This window comes from Bacteroides sp. 2201st1_D9_2201SCRN_220225, assembly GCF_040928965.1.
In the GTDB taxonomy this organism is placed as follows: domain Bacteria; phylum Bacteroidota; class Bacteroidia; order Bacteroidales; family Bacteroidaceae; genus Bacteroides; species Bacteroides stercoris.
Map to the genome: position 1 here is coordinate 28974 of NZ_JBCODG010000002.1, position 20176 is coordinate 49149.

Here is a 20176-nt window from a genome sequence, read left to right on the forward strand (position 1 = left end):
ACGGCCCCACAGAGCCACATATACAAAAAACCATAGATAGAATAAATGAAAAAGATATACTTTCTACTACTTGCAACTATACTGATAGCTTCCTGCAAACCCGGAAGCAAAACCAACAATAGGAGCGAAGGAAAACCGGTTATCACCGTTACCCTCGAGCCTCTGCGGTACCTCACCGAAGCCATTGCCGGCGACCGCTTTACGGTAGTCAGCATGGTTCCCAAGGGCACAAGTCCGGAAACCTATGACCCTACGCCTCAACAGCTCGTAGAGCTTGCACGCAGTAAGGCTTACTTCCGCATCGGCTATATCGGTTTCGAGCAGACTTGGACTGACAAGCTGACAGACAACGCTCCTCACCTGCAATTCTTCGATATGTCGCAAGGTGTGGATCTGATTTATGACAACACGCATGTTCATCATCACGCAGCCAACGAAAAAGAGCACCAACACGCCATCGGTGTGGAGCCCCATATATGGAACTCGGCCGTCAACGCCCAAATCATCGCAGGCAATATCTTAAGTGCCTTACGCAATATCGACAAAGGCAACGAAGATTTTTATCTGGAACGCTATAATACTCTTTGCCGGAAGATAGAACATACCGACAGCCTCATACGGCAAACGCTGGCGCCCCCCGGCGCAGACCATGCCTTTATGATTTACCACCCGGCACTCTCTTATTTCGCCCGCGACTACGGATTGCATCAGATTCCCATCGAAGCCGGTGGCAAAGAACCGTCTCCTGCACATCTGAAAGCCTTGATTGATACCTGCAGCAGCGAAAATGTACATGTCATCTTCGTACAGCCGGAATTTGACCGCCGCAATGCCGAACTCATCGCCCAACAAACCGGAACCCGGGTTGTTGACATCAATCCCTTATCTTACGATTGGGAAACGGAAATGCTGAATATAGCCCAAGCGCTGAACCCAATGAAGAACCAAGAATGAAGCAATGAAACCTATTATTGAAATCAAAAACCTCAATGCCGGATACGACGGCCGTACAGTACTTCGCGATGTAAACCTCACCGTTTACGACCGGGATTTTCTGGGTATCATCGGTCCGAACGGAGGTGGCAAGACCACTCTTATCAAATGTATTTTAGGATTGCTCAAACCGCTTTCCGGTGAAATATCTTTCACCTCTTCCCGCACGGCAGGCAACTTACAGCTCACCATGGGCTATCTGCCTCAATACAACAGCATAGACCGCAAGTTCCCTATCACCGTCGAAGAGGTGATTCTGTCAGGGCTCAGCAGCAAGAAGTCACTTATTTCGCGTTTTACGAAAGAACATAAAGAAAAGACACATCAAGTCATTGTACGCATGGGACTGGAAGGACTGGAAGAACGGGCTATCGGTGCATTGAGCGGCGGACAGCTTCAACGCGCCTTGCTGGGACGTGCCATTATTTCGGATCCCGAAGTGGTAATCCTCGACGAACCCAGTACCTATATTGATAAACGGTTTGAAGCACGCCTATACCAATTGTTGGCAGAAATCAACAAGGATTGCGCCATCATACTCGTCAGCCACGACATAGGTACGGTATTGCAGCAGGTGAAATCCATTGCCTGTGTCAACGAAACACTGGACTACCACCCCGATACCGGCATTACCGGCGAATGGCTGGAACGCAATTTCAACTGCCCCATAGAACTGCTGGGACATGGAACATTGCCGCACCGGGTATTGGGGGAACATCATCACCATTGATACCCCTCATATCTGTCTATAGAAAGCTAACAATATTTTTTATTGGGTACCTACCATTTGATAAATATCAATAACTAACATAAAATATTGGACAACTCAACCAAACCATAAAACTCATATCTAATAAAGTTACCTTCGATATCAAAAACAAATGAACTGCAGAAAAACATTATATAATGTCTTGGATACATCGTTACATAGCATATTCTTACAAACGTTTTGGAAGAAGCTTATCTTTTCTTCCAAAACGTTATACTCCAATAATATATTCTGCAAACAGTCAGAATTTCACAGGATAATCATTTAAAATAATAAATATCAATAAATTACTAATATAATCTTATACTCAAAATATTCATTATCTAAATTAAGGCTGGTATTCCCTTAACTTAAATTGGTACAATGGTAATTCCCCATTGATAATCCCTATTAGCAGGAATGAGATACTGCAAGTCAGGCATAGCTCCCCAACTATCATACCCGCCTACTCCCATTTGTTTCATATCAATACATACTTCTATAAAATTTCTTGGCACTATATCATTAATATGAGTCTGCCGTGGTCTCACATTTTTAGCAGCTATGATATCATGCTTTAGTTCTTCTTCATTACGATTAAGCCACTGATAATCTCGTTGAGTAGTTTCCTCTCCATCAAAATCCTCTACAGAATTACATAAAGCATTAAATCCCATAAGGCTATCTGCATATATTGTTAATCCCTTACCATTCTTTTCCGTTAAGGTTAACCAACGTGTATCTGTATGATGACCATTTTCTTGTGGCCGCACATATGGAAAATACATGCCATTTGCAGTATTTCTATAAAGACCTACAAATGCACCGGCATTACGATCAATATAGTTTTCTTCTGGCCCGCGCCCAAAGTAAGTAATCCGATTCATTTCTATAGGAATACGAAAACGCATTCCTATACGTGGCACAGTTAAAAACAATGGTCTTTTATGAATATCTTCATTCCCTGGAGTAAAAGTTGCCGCTAAAGTTTCTTCAGAAACATCTGCCTTCTTTGCTTTCATATCCGTCGCCGTAAAAGTATAATTTGCTTTTACTACACCTGATGGATAAATGCGATAAATAACATTATACTGATTCCCGGCTGGTAACAAGTAAGTAGCAGCCACAACAGCAGCCTCCCCTTCCATATTAATATCAGTAGCTGCAACTTTGAAGTTTTTACTAGCTTGTTTCCATATCTGTAAGCGCTCAGGCATTTGGTTACCATAATCATTATCATTAGGAGCACGCCAAAAATTTGGCTGAAAGCCAAAACCATCCTTAAAATATTCTACACCGTTCACTTTATAAGAAGTAACCAAGCCATTCTTTAAATTGAATATAAAACGAACTTTAGAAGATTCAACAGCCACAAAACAGCTATCCTTTCTACAGGTTAAAGTAGGACCATCCATTTTGAAAACTTGAGGTAATGGATTTATGGGAAGGCGAAACTGCTCCTTAGCAATCTCATAACCTATAGGAAGTAAAGCCTCTGGTTCAATAGTTGTTACACTGAACTCCACAAAATATTCTACGCCACTCCTCGGTTTCAAGCCACTTACATCCACATTTAATAATTTACTTTTTTGAGGAGCGATGTCTAAATACAACTTACCAGAACGAACTATCTTAGCATTTTCTTTTATCCAATAATTAATTTGATATTTTTTCAAGTTAGTAAAATAAAAACGGTTCCATATTCGAAATTTACCAAAAGCCAAATTAATTGCCTCAAAAGCTACATTCTGATGTACATACTTTACCTCACAATAAGCCGGATGAGGAGTACGATCTGGGCTGACAATACCATTACAACAAAAATTTCCATCACTCGGCATATTGTTCCCAAAATCTCCCCCATAAGCCCAAAACTGGCAGCCATTTACATCTTGGGTCAGAATACCTTGATCTACCCAATCCCAAATATATCCGCCTTGCAAATTTGGATATTTATAAATAGCTTTCCATTGTTCCCAAAGACTACCCGTAGAATTCCCCATTGCATGGGCATATTCTGAAGGAACAACCGGGCGATCACTCCCTTCTTTCCCTATATTTTCTAACCAAATGGCAGTAGGATATTGCGGAACATACATGTCTGTGTTCCATTCCCACTGCGCACGTTCGTAATTTACAGGACGATTCATTATATTTTTATCAGCCTGTTTTATCCACAAATAAGTCTGATAAAAATTATATCCATTCCCGCCTTCATTACCTAAAGACCAGAAAGTAAGAGAAGGATAATTCTTATTACGCTCAAACATATTAACCGTACGATACATATGTGGTTTTAACCATTCAGGATTATTACCCAAAGTACCGCCTTTACGTAAATCATAACGCATACCATGACTTTCAATATTAGCTTCATCATATATATAAAAACCATATTTATCACACAATTCATAAAAACGACGATCCTGTGGATAATGGCACAAACGTACAGTATTAATATTGGCACGCTTCATAAGTTCAAAATCTTTACGCATCAAATCTTCCGTTAGATAATGACCTGTTTCTGGATTATGCTCATGAATATTCACTCCTTTCAGTTTCAAAGGCTGCCCATTAATCAACAAAACAGTGTAATTTTTTCCATTTTCAGCTTTCTGTTCTATTCTTTTTATTTCAATACGACGAAAACCAACATTAAAAGGAACTACCTCAGTAGATTCTCCATTTTCTTGAATAGTCATTATCAATTTATATAAATTAGGAGATTCCGAAGTCCAAGTCTGCACATCCTGTAGTTGTCGTTCAAAAGTAACAGTTTTTATTCTACCAGAAGGCAAGAGTAATTTTGTTTCACCTGAAGCAACAATTTTGTTTAACGCTCCAATCAACTCATAACAAACTTTCAATGCAACAGTACTATCCTTATGATTCTTCATATCAATAGCTACCTTAAAAATACCATTCTTATAGCTATCATCCAATGTAGAAGTTATTCGAAAATCCTTAATTGATGCTTTAGGTTGTGAATACAAAAAAACGTCCCGTTCAATTCCACTTAGACGCCAAAAGTCCTGACATTCCAAATAAGAGCCAGTACTCCAGCGATAAATCTTTAATATAAGTATATTTTTCCCTGGCCGTAAAAAATTATTAACCAAATATTCAGCTGGATTTTTAGAATCTTCATTATAACCAACTTCCTCACCATTAATATACACATAACAGCCAGATTTCGCACCAGCTATGTGTAAGTAGATGTCACGTCCATCCCAACCGGCAGGTATAGTAAATTCCTTACGGTAAACACCTACTGGATTCTGTTCGGGCAATAGCGGAGGTTGCGGGTTACTAGGTTGGAATTCATAACATTGATTAGTATAAATTGCTGTACCATACCCTTGAATTTCCCAATTCCCCGGCACTTTAATCTTATGCCAATTTGTAATGGAAGTTGAAACATCAGTTATATCTTCAGGAAGGTCTTTATAAGATTCTACATAATAAAAATCCCAAATGCCATTCAAAAGCTTATAATATGGACTATTTTCAAATTTTCCTGTTAACGCTTGTAAACGGTCAGAGTATGTCATAAAAGAAGTGCGAGGACTTTCTGTATTCACAGAAGTAACCAGTACATCTTTCCAATAAGGCAATGACGAATATCTGAATGAACGTGACGAAGCCCTTCCATGCCCTTTTACAAGAATGGAATCCTCCGTAATATCTACAATAGAATATGCATTCTGAGTTTTCGTCTCAATCATCCCTTCTTGTGTTATCATCGGAATTCCTTTATAATAACCAAATGCACCAGCATGGTGATGTCCGGAAAAAACTGCCTTTACACAAGAATATTTTGAAATTGTATCCAGTATTTCCATATTGTTCAAAGCTGTAAATTCACTTTGGGGATAAAGGGGATGATGTGTAAAAATCAAGGCATTATAACCTTTTTCTTCACATTCAGCCAATAAGTTATTGAGCCATGTCATCTGTTTTTTACTGATTCCCCCATTCCACCGATGAGCCTGCTTTCCTCCAATTTGTTTTATATGCTCTAACATCTCAGCTAATTCCTGCTCTTTTTCAGTGCCTTTTACATTGGCATAAGCCGAAACTTCATTGGTATTCAGCATAATGAATACCCAATTCTGCTTTTTGAAAGAATAGTACGCTGATGGCATATCTAACTGTTCATAAAGTATAGCATCATCTGTCACTTCCTTATAGTCATGATTGCCTGTAATATGATAAATTTCATTGTCAAGGTGTGATAGATAGAACTTTATCGAATCTAAATCCATATTCTTCCTATCAATAATATCTCCCAAATTAACAGTAAACTGAACATTTTGTTGATTAAAACAGTCAATGCAAGTATCCAATTTTTGCAATGCTTGTCTATAAAATCGAGTATTCCCTGGTGGACAATCTCCATATTGAGTATCGGCAAATAATCCGAACCTGATAACCGGAGAAGTATTTTGTGCTACTATACCGCTTCCTACAAAACATAGATATATAAATAACCTGATAAATCTATCCATAACGAATCATTTTACATAAAACAAAGGAAAAATCTGTTGCGAAAAAGCAACAATATTCTAAACGAAATGAAGAATCTGCAGACAAAGCTTGAATGTTTACAGATTCTTCACTCGCATAAACAGAGAAAATATATAAAAAGACCTTATACTTTTCTCTCTCAATCTGATTAATTCATTTTTTTCACATCCGATTCACTCAAAACTCCTTTATACAATCTGGCATATACAATTTTCCCAATAAAAGAATTTTGAATAGAAGGAATTACCACATCACGATAATCTCCGCCAATTCCCATCAAATAATCCGGTGCCTGATTTTTTTGGGGGAAATTAAATGAGCCAGAAACTTTCATTTCTTTCACCTTATTGCCGTTAAGGTACATCCTAAAAGTGGTTTTATTATATGTTACAACAGCGTGATAATATGCATTCTGCCCCACTTGTATTGGTATTTGAAAATTATTGTTTGGTAACACCCATTTATTATTTGCCCTATAGTAGAATGCAAGTTTATTATCACTGGTCATTTCATATCCTAATCCACCACTTTCCATCGAAGAGAATGGATTGACTCCTCCATCAGGAGAAAATAAGATCTCCATTGAAAACATTCCTTGCATTGCATTTCCAATAGCATCTTCTTTAGTGTATGGAACATAAAAAAAATTAGTTCCGTCAAAAACAGCTTCGTATTTTGCATATAGAGTATTCCAACGGGTTACGATTGCATTTGTTGTACCTTGAACCACTGGTAAAGAAGAAAGAACCTTACCTTTATTTGTCGCTACACCACTATCTGCAAATTGCACATCCAACACAAGTTTTGGAATCTCTTCATTAGGGAAACCTATAATAAGCACGGCCAAATGGCTATATTTCTTTATCTTTTCCTGAATATCAGGCTCATTATAATATATCCTATAATTCCAGGCATACTGTTTTACTGGCCTATTATTAACTTGCGCATTCTCAAAATTAGCTTTTATAACTTCATAAACATCTGAATCAAAACTTATCCCATCTACATTATTCTCTTGCATAGACTGCAACCAATTTTCACAAATCTCTCTTTGTTGCTGTTCTGTTTTTCCTACCAAGCTGTTCCAAGTCGAGTAAAAACTAACATTCCATCCATCATTGGCAAATGAGGTTAAATGAGTGATATAACGACTTTCAACCAAAACACGATCTTTAATGTCATATTTACTATCTAAACGGTATAAAGTCTCACGAATGATTTTTTCATTTTCATCGGTACTCAAATCTTTAAAATCAAGCCACAAGAAATTAAAATCTGGTTTCATCTGAAGAAGATCATCCATATATTCCTCAAAAGTTTTTCCCGTTGAAGTTTCTAATTCATGCCCAATCATCAGTACAGGGTTGCCATTTTCTCGAGAAACATGAATATCTACTTCAAAGTTAGTAATTCCATAATCAATAGCATCTCGTAACTTTACAATATCATTACATTTATGTGCACCTAATATCATTTCATCTCCCAAAGCATAAGGACAAAAATTGCTCTTTGTCAACGGAACCTCATTATTAACATTCAGCAAATCAGAGGAGCATGACGAGAAAAGTATAAATCCCAATATCATGCTCAATATAAAGCTCTGCTTTTTCATAAAGATTATTATTTTAATAATACTAAATTAGGTTATCAATCCCATCCCGGATTATTTGGCTTCAGAGCAAGATTTCTCTCGATTTCGACTCCAGGTATAGGCCACAACATATCTCTATCAAGAAATGTACGAGTCATCATTCTTCGTCCAGTCGCTCCATATACATCTCCTGGAAGTACATCTTTAGCAATATTCCAACGGCGAAGGTCGAACCAACGATGACCTTCAGCAATAAGCTCAACAGCTCTCTCGTGTTTAATGCGTTCAAAAACTTCCGATTTTGTTGTTGCTTTTAGCCAAGTAGCACCACTATTGATAGCAGGCATATTAGTAGAAGGTCTTTGGCGTACTTTATTGATGTACTCAACAGCTGTAGTCTGATCATCTAATTCATTCTTGCATTCGGCATACATCAAATATACATCAGCTAAACGAATCAACGGAAAATTAATAGGTGTATCTTCGCGGTTATTAATTTCTCCATTCATATTACCTACTGGAACAAATTTTCTAAATATATAAGACTCTCTTCTATTAGTTCCTACCCGAATAAAACCATTTACTTCATTAGGGGTTTCATTACGAGCAATCACAAATTCACAAGTTTTCGGAGCCTCATTCACCCAGCCATCATAAGTAGTATAAGGCATTATAATAGTTTGCATCATCCTAGGATCACGCTGTTTATACATAGCAAGTAACTTATCCCTATTTTCTGGATATGCTTCAATAGCCTTACCTCCTTTAGTCAGTGTACAAACATAAGTTTTATCCTTTACCTCTATACTAGTTGTGAAACCCGGAATAATTTCTTCCCAATCAAAAGGGCGTCCATCTTGATATTCATACATATCCACTAGTTTAGTAGAAGGCAATGCAGAAGCCCAATCACTGCCATAAGTAGCGCGGTTTCCCATATAAAAAGCAATCGGCATTCCATAATCCTTACCTACTCCACCTGAGTTTTGGATTGCGAAAATCATTTCATTGCTCTCATCTCCTTCAGGAGTAAACAATTTGGAATAATCCTCATATAAAGAATAATTATACCCTTTACCAGATTTATCCAAAATAATCTCTTCAAAATCAGCGACTGCCTTTGTATACTCTTTCATATATAAATACACTTTTCCACGCAAGGCATAAGCTGCTCCCAAAGTAGCCCGTCCATACTCACTTACATCCCAATGTACCGGTAAATTATGAGTAATAGCAAAATCCAAATCATCAAGAATAAATTTTAAGACATCTGCTTCTGTACTTCTAGGTTTCTTCATATTGTTATAGTCTGTACTCAAATTAACAGACTCGTCATATAAAGGCAAAGCTCCATAAAAATTGTATAATTCAAAATAAAACAGAGCACGCATAAACTTAGCCTCAGCCACATACTGCTCTTTCTGACTTTCGCTCATACTTTCTATTTCGGCTATTTTCCGTATAACCAAGTTGGCTCTCATTACACCATCAAAAAGTGACTGCCACTTTTTCTCCACAAAACTGGAACGTTCATTGTAAATACCTGTGATAACATCACTGTATGCCTCGTTACCAAAACCAGTACCAATATCGGACATACTATCAAAAGTAAACTTCAACCCAAAAGCATCATCTACCTGCATTGCTGCATATACCCCCATCATGCCTTGTTTGGCATGCGTCTCTGATTTCCAAAAAATTCCATCACTCACTTGATCGGATGGATATCTATCCAAATCATAACAACTGTTCAAGCTTAAAGATGCTAATAATATACCTGCCAATAATTTATATTTTTTCATAAAGCATTAATTTAAAATGAAAGATTAATACCAATAACAGCTTGTTTCATTGCCGGATAATCAACACCATCTACTTCAGGATCCAAACCGTCATACTTTGTAAACGTAAAGAAGTTTTCTAAACTGCCATAGATGCGGATACGTTCGACTGGTAAAGAAGGGAATGCAGATTTTGAAAAGCTGTATCCCAATTGAATATTCTTGATTTTAAGGAAAGACCTATTCTGAATCCAAAAATCGCTGATCAAAGTATTCCGGTTATCGTTAAACTCTAAAAGACGAGGATACTTAGCAGTTCCTGGCATTATACCTTCATGCCAACGCCCATCGGCAATCTCCTTATTTAACTGATAACTATGACGAACAGAAGGACGGAAATAATTATCTAGCCAATAAGTTTCCACTCCAGTAACTCCTTGCAAAAGAACAGAGAAATCAAATCCTTTATAAGCACCACCTAAATTTAATCCAAAAGTACATTTTGGAGTAGCACCATTGCCTATCACTGTACGGTCATCATCATTAATAACACCATCGCCATTAATATCCTTATAAAGCAAGTCTCCCAGTTCCGGCGTATTAGAAGGAAAAGTTTTCTTGACTTTCCCCGTAGCTGGATCAATCGGAGTATTATCTATCAGCTGTTGAATATAAGCTAAGTCTTCTTCAGTCTGCACAATACGATCTACAACATAACCATATTGCACATTTATAGGATGACCTTCCTTAATCATATCAGCATTCGTAATAGCACTCTCATTTCCTTTAAATTTAGTAACCTTATTCTTGATGAATGTTACATTCCCATTTATAAAATACGAGAAATCTTTGATTTGGTCATGCCAACCTAAACTGACTTCCACGCCTTTGTTTACTACAACACCCGCATTTTGCCTAGGAATAGACGCATTACCATTTACCAATGGAGCTGGAAGATCAATTAAAATATCTTCTGTCTTCTTATGAAAATACTCTAAAGTACCACTTAAGCGATTCGCAAAAAAACTAAAATCTATTCCGGCATTAAATATCTTAGTTTTCTCCCAAGTCAGATTAGCATTAGGAATAGCCAACATAGCCAAACCTGTAATAACATTGCTATTCAAAACATAATTGGATGCACCATACAAAGCCTGTGCATCATAATTACCTTCAATATCTGAATTGATAGCTCTCAATGTGTTATTACCTAACATACCATAAGAAGCACGTAACTTAAGATTGCTTAACGCTATTTTTTCTGCAAAATCTTTAATAAAAGGTTCCTCACTAATTCTCCATGCTGCAGAAGCTGAAGGGAAATATCCTCAACGATTCCCTTTTAAGAAACGCGAAGAACCATCAGCACGAAAGTTTGCTTCAACCAAATATTTATTATCCCAATTCAATTTAATACGCCCAAAATAAGAGCGCATCACCCACTCTACCATATTACCAGAAGATGTAGCTGCACCAACAGCTCCATCAAGTGCACCTAATCCCGGATCAATCAAATCTTGTTTTGTTGTCTTGAACCATTTATAGCGAAAAAGTTCCTGACTAGCTCCCGCCATTATACTATAGTCAAGCTTTGAAACTTTATTCTGATAGGTAGCAGTTACATCCATCAGATAATTATTCCATTTATAATCACTATCCATAAAGGAAGTTTTGCCTATTCCGGTAGAAGTCACTGTTTCATTCTGAAAATTCCATTGTTCAATAAAAACAGGCTTGGAATCACTTGTTTTATTACGAAGCATATAGTTAAATGAACCCGTTAATGTCAAACCTTTTAGCGGGACTAAAGTTCCATAAAAACGTGCCTTCAAGTATCTGTCTTGATTTTCGCCATCTGTTTTATATAAACGATATAGAGGATTGTTGGCCGCATTCTGAGGATCATCTTCACCATTGTTAGTAGCTCCAAATCTACCATCAGATGCGCGGAATACCATACCAGGAGAAGTAGCTGCAGCATATGTAAAGATGTCCTCCATCTTATCTGTACCAGGTTCTGTAAAAGCTACATATCCATTTATATTAGCTCCCAATTTTAACCAAGAAGCCACATCCATATCTAAATTTATGCGTGCCTGTGATTTTTTATAACCAGAGTTCTCCATAACTCCCGGATTATCTAAAAAGCCAAATGATGTATAAAAACGAATTTTATCTGAACCACCACTAATAGAAACGTTATGATTATGACTCAATGAAGTCTCGAACATAGCATCCATTAAATTTGTATTCGGATACTTCAAAGCATCTTTCCCTTCATTTTGACGCCATAAGTCTATAGAGTTGGTAGAATATGTGGTTGGAAGATTAGAATTAGTAAGTCCCTCATTTATTAACTCCATATAATCCGCATAATTAGAAACCAGGTCAAAAGTTTTCCCCACAGATTCCCATGAAATATAACCATTATATTCCACCTTTACCTTTCCTTGCTTACCTGTACGTGTAGTAATCAAGATAACACCATTAGCAGCTCTTGAACCATAGATAGCAGCAGAAGCTGCATCTTTTAAAACAGAAAGACTTTCAATATCTTGGGGCTGAACACTACTCAGAGAACCTTCTACTCCATCAATAATAACCAAAGGAGCCGAATTATTCAATGTTCCTTGACCACGAACCATAATAGATGCAGTATTTTCACCCGGTTTGTTAGAACTAGAAGTTACTTGCACACCGGCAGCCATACCTGCCAAACCTTGTGACACATCCGTAATCGGACGGCTTTCCGCCAGATCTGCTACATTAATATTATTTACAGAACCAGTCAAATTTACTTTCTTTTCCGACCCATAGCCCACAACTACAACTTCATCCAAAGCTTGTGCATCCTCTTTCAGAGTTATTTTTAAATCTGTAATATTAGCAGAAATTTTAATCTCCTGAGATATATATCCAATATATGAAATCAAAAGTATATCACCTGTAGATACACCAACAAGGGTAAAGTTTCCATCTATATCCGTTATCACGCCATTTACTGTGCCTTTTACTATCACATTAGCACCAATAATCGGTTCACCAAATACATCTAAGACAGCACCTTTGATTGTCTTTTGCTGCATAATATTTTCTACTATATCCGCATGGGGTGATATAGAAACAGATCCAGTTTCTACTGCCCATAACGATCCAGTAGCAAGTAAGACCAAGGATGCTCCCAATACTATTCTTTTAGAAAGAGAGCCGTAGTGTTTAACATTCATTTTCATAAGTATTTTAAAGATTTGTTGTTTTTAACGTTGCAAGTTTACATCTTTTTACTTTATATTCATTATGCAAATTATCCAAAGTCACTATTAAAATTATCCATGGACATTTTTAATAGAATTCAGGAAGATTTTCATAGTTCATGTTACATTGCTATTTCCATGTCATACAGATTTCACTCCTGCTACCATTAAATACTCCCACCATAAAATAGAAAGACTTAGACTTTTAGTCTATCAAAATAATCAGTCCGACAATAATCCCATATATTCTGTATTATTGTACAATCCATTTTTTTCTAAATGAATTAATATTGCAGTGTTAAATCTATCCGATTTATAAAACTGAATTTGAATAGAATTTTAGAAGATATCAAAAGCAGCCAACACTTATCAAATCTTTAATAGAAATATGAAAACAAAAATTATTTTTTTAATTATCCTTTCTTTTTATCTGTCTGAAAATGCATTTGCTGGAGAAAAAGTAAAACAACCAATAAACGAAAGGAAACAATGGAGTGACCTTTGCTATAAAATAGCACAACCAATTCTAGAAAATATGAGCAAAGGTGAATTACAAAAAAACATGCAGTTAGAACTTAGTCCTACTTGGGATGGACGAGATAAACGGGTTAGTTATATGGAAGCTTTCGGACGTTTGATGGCTGGAATTTCTCCTTGGTTATCTCTATCTGATGACAATACACCTGAAGGGAAGCAACGCAGTCAATTACATAAATGGGCACTCCAATCATACAAAAACGCTGTAAATCCCGAAAGCCCAGACTATCTTTTATGGGAAGGTCCTACCCAAATATTAGTGGACGCCGCCTATATTGCCGAAAGCTTTCTCCGTGCTCCTCAAGCAACTTGGGAACAACTGGACAAAATAACCCAACAACGCTATATCGAGCGCTTCAAAAAATTGCGCACAATTCGTCCGGCATATAATAACTGGCTCTTATTTCGCGCTATGACAGAAGCATTTCTACTTTTCATAGATGAAGAGGCCGATCATTTTGCACTCACAGTAGCCATGAATAAACTCAACGAATGGTATCTTAGCGACGGCTGGTATTCTGACGGTCCAGAATTTGCTTTAGACTATTATAATTCCTATGTAATGCATCCTATGTTTGTGGAAATACTGGAAATTTGTCAAGCAAAGGGCTTCCCTACTCCCATCAGTCCCAAACTTGCAATTCAACGCATGCAAAGATTCAATATCTTTATTGAAAGACTTATCTCACCAGAAGGCACATACCCAGCCTTCGGACGTTCTGTAGTATATCGATTGGGAGCCTTTCAATCACTGTCACTTGCTGCCTGGAAATACGGATTACCCAAAGTACTATGCAATGGACAAGTCCGAAGTGCATTAACTTGTGTCATGAATAATATGTTCTCTATAGAAGGTAATTTTGATGACAAAAGTTTTCTCAAATTAGGATTTGTCGGTCATCAACCAGAATTGGCAAATTATTATACCAACAATGGAAGCTTGTATATGACATCGCTTGTTTTTATGCCATTAGCCTTGCCCGCCAACCACCCATTTTGGAGTGAACCAGCTGCTGACTGGACTTCTCGAAAAGCATGGAGTGGCAAATCTTTCCCTATTGACGGACATCACTCTCTACGTAATTAACAATAAAAACATTATATCAAAAAAATACCATGAGAAAACATTTACTCTTATCTATCCTATTGGTCTGGTCGGTTAGTATTTATGCACAACAAGCCAAATATGTATTTTATTTCATCGGTGATGGCATGGGAATTAACCAAGTACAAGGTACAGAAATATACCGTGCTGAACTAAAGAAAAAAACGGGAATCTCCCCTTTATTATTTACCCAATTTCCCTACTCTACTATTGCAACCACCTATTCAGCGAGCAACCGTGTAACTGATTCCGCAGCTGCCGGTACCGCACTAGCAACTGGACACAAAACCCAAAATAGTGCAATTGGCGTATTAAAGGATCAGAAAACTCCCATAAACAGTATAGCCGTATGGGCTAGAAACAAAGGGTGTCGAGTAGGTATAGCTACCAGTGTAACTGTAAACCATGCTACCCCAAGCGCCTTCTACGCACATGCAGCCACACGTACACTCTATCATGAGATTGGTAAAGATTTATATAAAGCTGGGTTTGATTTCTATGCAGGTTCCGACTTCAAAGAAAGCACAAATCCTAAAAATCCTTCAGCTGAAAACCTATATACAATGGCCGACAAAAATGGTTACATCATTGCTCGTGGCTATAAAGAGTACTTGAAAAAGAGCAAAAAAACTAGAAAAATGATTTTATTTCAAACAGAAGAGGCTTCAAAACATGAAATAGCTGCTATACCTTATGCCATCGACCGTCAAAAGGGAGATATGACACTTCAAGATATTACCCGCTCTGCCATCAATTTCTTATCCAAAGATATATCAAAAGGTTTTTTCCTTATGGTAGAAGGAGGAAGAATAGATTGGGCTTGCCACAGCAATGATGCTGCAACTACCTTTCATGAAATCATAGATTTTGATAATGCTATCAAGATAGCTTATGAATTTTATTTACAACATCCTAATGAAACCCTTATTGTGGTAACTGCTGACCATGAAACCGGTGGTTTTGTCCTAGGAACAGGTTCTTATAACCTTAACTTACAAGTTCTGAAAAATCAAAAAGTAAGTGAAAACGGCTTTACAAGAATTGTAAATAAAATGCGTACAAGAACCAATAATCAAGTAAGTTGGGAAGCTATCCAACAAGCACTAAAAGAAAATTTTGGATTTTGGGATAAAGTAAAATTGACAGAAAAACAAGAAGCTCGCTTAAAAGCCACTTATAATGAAAGCCTGCAACATCAAAAAATTAATTTGGAAAAAAGCGAATACTCCCAAGACGAACCTATCGCAGCAGAAGCCAAACGTATCATTAATGAAATTGCCCAAATAGGTTGGATTAGTGGTGGACATTCAGCAGGCTATGTTCCTGTTTTTGCAATCGGAGTAGGAGCTGAACTATTTCAAGATAGAATAGATAATACACAGATCCCTGCAAAAATTGCTCAAGCAGCCGGATATATACAAGAATAACAACTAAGATTCATTTGCTACAACTCTTTTCTGATAATTCTGCGGGGTACATCCATATTGGTTCTTAAAACAACGGCTGAAGTATACCGGAGAACTGAAACCAGTCCTATCGCTCGCTTCAGATATGGGCAAATTCGGGTATTGTCGGAGAAGGGTTGCTGCATATTTCAAACGATAATTCAATACAAAGTTATTAGGTGTCATACCAGTCAATGCTTTAAACTTGGAATACAGCAATGAACGCCCGATGCCTATCCCTTTGCATAATTCCGGTATATTAAAGTCTGGATCATCCATGTGTTCTTCTATTATTTGAGAAGTTTTACGCAATATTTCCTGATCAAGCGGATTTATACTAGTCAAATCAATTTCAGACAAAGGTTGTTTTTGAAGTTGATGCTGTATCAACAAACGATTCCTTACCAAATTATTGGCCCTTGCTAAAAGCAACTGTGCATTAAAAGGCTTACTTATATAATCATCAGCACCACGATTTAACCCCTCTATATTCTGCTCTGTAGTATTAAGTGCTGTTAACAGAATAATTGGAATATGGCACAAATCAATGTGATTTTTTATCTGCAAACACATTTCAGTACCACTCATTTCAGGCATCATAATATCCGATATGATTAAATCCGGTTTATATTCATAAGCTAATGAAAGCCCTTCTTTACCATTATTCGCTAAATAAACTTGATAAAATGGCTCAAAGAGCTGTTGCAAAATATGCAATAACTCATTGTTATCTTCTACTAAAAGAAGCTTACGTCCATCCCCCCGCTCTGATTCATGCAATAAATTATCCTCTGGCATTGATGTATTAACCTGATATTCAACCACGTCTTTCGATGGTAATTCAGAAGTAATAATTTCTGGAGTATTATCCATAAACTGAACATGTTCATCATTCTGATAAACATTCATATTAAGCGATAAAGTAACTGTAAAAATACTTCCCTTACCAACTTCACTTTTCACGCTGATTGTACCATGATGTTTTTCTACTATACTTTTTGTAAGGGCCAATCCAATACCTGTTCCTGGTGATTGTTCGGTTCCCTTCTGATTTTCTCCTTGATAGAATCGATCAAAGATATGAATTGAATCAGAAGCAGGAATGCCACAACCGGTATCGTAAATCTGTATTTTTACGCTTCCGCTATCCGTTGCTATTGTCATTCCTATCTCCCCACCTTTAGGAGTATATTTAAATGCATTTGAAAGGAGATTGAAAAAGACTTTTTCCAATTGTTTTGCATCAAACCAACAGATTATTTCTACCGGATTACAAATAAAATTATAGTGAATATCGGATTGATGGGCATAATCACTGAACGAAAGGTATATCTCCTTTAGAAATTTACCTATATCTTGTTTCCTTATCTGCAACTTAAAACAATTCAGTGTAAAGCGTCTGAAATCCAAAAGTTCAGATACAAGGTTTGTCATTTGCTGAGCACTCCGCTTTATCTTCAATATCTTATTATATACCTGTGGAGATAACAATTGATTTTGTAATAAAGTATCTATATGGCTAACAATTAATGTCAACGGAGTACGAAATTCATGACTTACATTAGTAAAAAAGACCAATTTGGCATGATTCAGCTCTTCAATATGCTGCTTTTCCATACGCTCTTTTTCCAACGATTGTGCTAAAGCCAATTTGGTTATTCGATTCCACGCATAATACGCAATGACAGAACCTATTGTAATCAAATAAAACATCCATGCCCACCAAGTCAAGTACCAAGGAGTAGCAATATGAATAATCAAACTGATTGGAGACAGGTTAGAAGCATGTGCCATACGCACATATAGAGTATAAGTGCCAGGATCAAGATTTGTATATCTAGCTTCTGAAACAGAAGTATAAGTCCATGTTTTATCCAAACCATCCAGTTTATACTCAAACCCTTGTTGGGCATGCTCATTCCGATAATCAGAACGGGCAAATCTGACAAGTAAATTGCTTTGGTCTGAACCCAAATTTAATTCTTTTACGAAAGGTAGTGCAGCAGTTAATACCTTCTCTTTAGGAGAAGGAAGTATTAGTTCATTATCGATATAAAGAGTAGAAAAATAAAGAGAATTAATTTCTACTTGAGACGTTTGAAATTCTTCTTCACTCAACAACGTTACACCTTTTGTATCACCAATATAAATCCTATTAGCAGAAGACACATAAATGCCACAATCACGAATTACAGGTGCTTTAAGATAAATTTCTTTCTGTACCAACCTTATAAAAGTCTGTTCTAACGAATTAAATAGAGTAATTCCTTGGTCACCAGTAAGAATAAATTTATTATCAGTGGTTTTCTTCATATTATAACAGTAATTACTGGATAATTCACTGTTTGATGTATTATAAGCAATAATTTTCTTTGTATGTCTGTTATAAAACAACAATCCACTTCCTAAAGTACAAACATAAGCACCATCTTTCACAGCAAGAATACGTGCTATTCCGCCTTGATAACCCATTTTTTGTATGGGAACAGATCTTTTTTGTGATAAATCATATAAAGAAACAATTATAATCTCATCTGATTGATTAACATATAAATTTCCAGCATCATCAATATCGAAGTTTGTACAGTAAGAATCGGGTTTGAATAAAAAAGTAAAAAGATTACTCACAGGATCAAGTAAGAAAATACCTTCACGAGAAGAAAGATAAAGTTTTCCATTCCACATTTTTACTTGATAAATAAAATTATGTGGAGCCAGATTCCCTCTTGAACTATGTTCTTGATAATTATAAAACTGATTCTTTTGGATGTCATAACGGGATAATCCACCTAAATGGGTCCCTATATATAAGTAATCGTTTTTCTCATCATAACAAATACTTTTGATATTATTATATGGAATAGAGTTCTGATGACCTGCAGTAAATTGATGTATTAACTCCCAATTCTCATTAACGCAGCTAATACCTCCACCATCTGTACTTATCCAAAGGTTACCATGTTTATCTTCGACCATCTCACCTATGTAAGAATAATAAAGATTAGAACGATTGCCAGCCTGATAATCATAATGCACAACACCATTACGATCCGGACTGAAGTAATTAACTCCTCCATAATAACTCCCTATCCAAATAGTTCCTTGCTGATCCTTATAAAGAGAGAAAATAGAAGGATGATTCAATCCTCCTACATATTGGGGAATCTGTATTAATGTATAAGTCTGCTTTTGAATATCATATTTTTGTAAACCTGCAAAAGTACCAAACCAAATATTATGTTCATTATCCTCCACAAAAGCTCGTACCTGCGGATTACGGATTCCGATATTACTAGTAGGAGTGTGAGGTACCTTTTGCAATACATCATTTTTTAAACGATACAATCCCTGCATACGTGTACCAATCCAGACCTCTTGATTCGAAGCTTCGAAAATACTATATATATCTATACCACTCAACATAAAATGGGATAATCCTAAAGACTTACGAGGAATAATACAAAGCCCATCCACCATGCCGACATAAATATTGGTATCACTAACCGTCAATGTATTTACTGTATGAGAAGGCAACCTCAAAACAAACTGCAACTGTTTCTTTTGGCAATCATAAGAAAAAAGAGAGTCATTACAAGTATACCAAATTTCATTTCTACAAGCAGCCAAAGCTGTAGTCACATTACCTTTCGTATATTGTTTATAATCAGAATAAAAAATATTATAACCAAATAAATTATTATCTGCTATGAAAAAAATATTACCTTCATCATCATGTACAATAAAAGAAATATAATTTCCTATCCAAAGGCTATCACCTTGTATGTTAGTTATATTACCTTTTACATAAGTAATTTGTTCTCCATCATACATATTAATGCCTTCCTGAGTTCCAAACCACATTCTTCCCAAACCATCTTGTGCTATACTCAGAACAGACGGTTGAGATAATCCATTTTGCAAACTTAGATTACGAAAATACTCTGCATTTGCCGAAAGAATATTTAAGAATGAAAACAATAAAAATATGATTCGGTTTTTCATTAGTTTTTTATATTTTATATGAATACAAAAATACGCAAAAAAGAGACAATAGAGAAATCAAAAGACTATAAATATAATATATACAAAACTGTCATCCAATAATTTGATGTTCTATTCTTTTCTTGTTCTATCATCAATTTTCACAATTAAAACACTTAATAGTCCAAATCTTGACTTTTTCTCTAATATATTT

General features: G+C 36.4%; 8 protein-coding genes and 2 pseudogenes. 4 read left to right on the forward strand and 6 right to left on the reverse strand.

The features are described 5' to 3' along the window. Nucleotides 1–45 precede the first annotated feature (45 nt). Both AB5903_RS00840 and AB5903_RS00845 read left to right on the forward strand, forming a co-directional pair. Nucleotides 46–954 (forward strand): metal ABC transporter solute-binding protein, Zn/Mn family, encoded by a 909-nt coding sequence (locus AB5903_RS00840; protein WP_022104253.1) that lies wholly within the window; start codon nucleotides 46–48, stop codon nucleotides 952–954. Nucleotides 955–958: 4 nt separating this feature from the next. Then, nucleotides 959–1723 carry a metal ABC transporter ATP-binding protein gene (locus AB5903_RS00845; protein ID WP_272709719.1) on the forward strand — a complete coding sequence of 255 codons (765 nt, stop codon included), beginning with the start codon at nucleotides 959–961 and terminating at the stop codon, nucleotides 1721–1723. A 389-nt stretch (nucleotides 1724–2112) separates the two neighbouring features. Here AB5903_RS00845 and AB5903_RS00850 read toward each other — a convergent pair whose 3' ends face one another. The 5 genes and pseudogenes from AB5903_RS00850 to AB5903_RS00870 all read right to left on the reverse strand — a co-directional run bounded on the left by AB5903_RS00850 (nucleotide 2113) and on the right by AB5903_RS00870 (nucleotide 12873). Further along, nucleotides 2113–5409 carry a glycoside hydrolase family 2 TIM barrel-domain containing protein gene (locus tag AB5903_RS00850; protein WP_336314125.1) on the reverse strand — a complete coding sequence of 1099 codons (3297 nt, stop codon included), beginning with the start codon at nucleotides 5407–5409 and terminating at the stop codon, nucleotides 2113–2115. A 117-nt stretch (nucleotides 5410–5526) separates the two neighbouring features. Beyond that, a pseudogene (locus AB5903_RS00855) lies at nucleotides 5527–6249 on the reverse strand (metallophosphoesterase); the annotation flags it as partial. Nucleotides 6250–6416: 167 nt separating this feature from the next. Continuing rightward, nucleotides 6417–7880, reverse strand: coding sequence for a LamG-like jellyroll fold domain-containing protein (locus AB5903_RS00860; protein ID WP_272709717.1), 1464 nt, complete (start codon nucleotides 7878–7880; stop codon nucleotides 6417–6419). A gap of 35 nt (nucleotides 7881–7915) precedes the next feature. After that, the gene (locus AB5903_RS00865; protein WP_272709716.1) at nucleotides 7916–9661 is read right to left on the reverse strand and encodes a RagB/SusD family nutrient uptake outer membrane protein; all 1746 of its coding nucleotides are present in this window, start codon (nucleotides 9659–9661) and stop codon (nucleotides 7916–7918) included. An 11-nt stretch (nucleotides 9662–9672) separates the two neighbouring features. After that, nucleotides 9673–12873, reverse strand: a pseudogene (locus AB5903_RS00870) (SusC/RagA family TonB-linked outer membrane protein). A gap of 409 nt (nucleotides 12874–13282) precedes the next feature. On the opposite strand from AB5903_RS00870, the gene AB5903_RS00875 reads away from it, so the two are divergent. Then, the gene (locus AB5903_RS00875) at nucleotides 13283–14518 is read left to right on the forward strand and encodes a DUF2264 domain-containing protein (protein ID WP_272709714.1); all 1236 of its coding nucleotides are present in this window, start codon (nucleotides 13283–13285) and stop codon (nucleotides 14516–14518) included. Between the two features lie 29 nt (nucleotides 14519–14547). After that, nucleotides 14548–15963, forward strand: coding sequence for an alkaline phosphatase (locus AB5903_RS00880; RefSeq protein ID WP_368117593.1), 1416 nt, complete (start codon nucleotides 14548–14550; stop codon nucleotides 15961–15963). A gap of 3 nt (nucleotides 15964–15966) precedes the next feature. Here the strand turns inward: AB5903_RS00880 and AB5903_RS00885 are convergent, their stop codons facing one another. After that, the gene (locus AB5903_RS00885) at nucleotides 15967–19983 is read right to left on the reverse strand and encodes an ATP-binding protein (RefSeq protein ID WP_368117594.1); all 4017 of its coding nucleotides are present in this window, start codon (nucleotides 19981–19983) and stop codon (nucleotides 15967–15969) included. Between the last annotated feature and the right edge of the window lie 193 nt (nucleotides 19984–20176).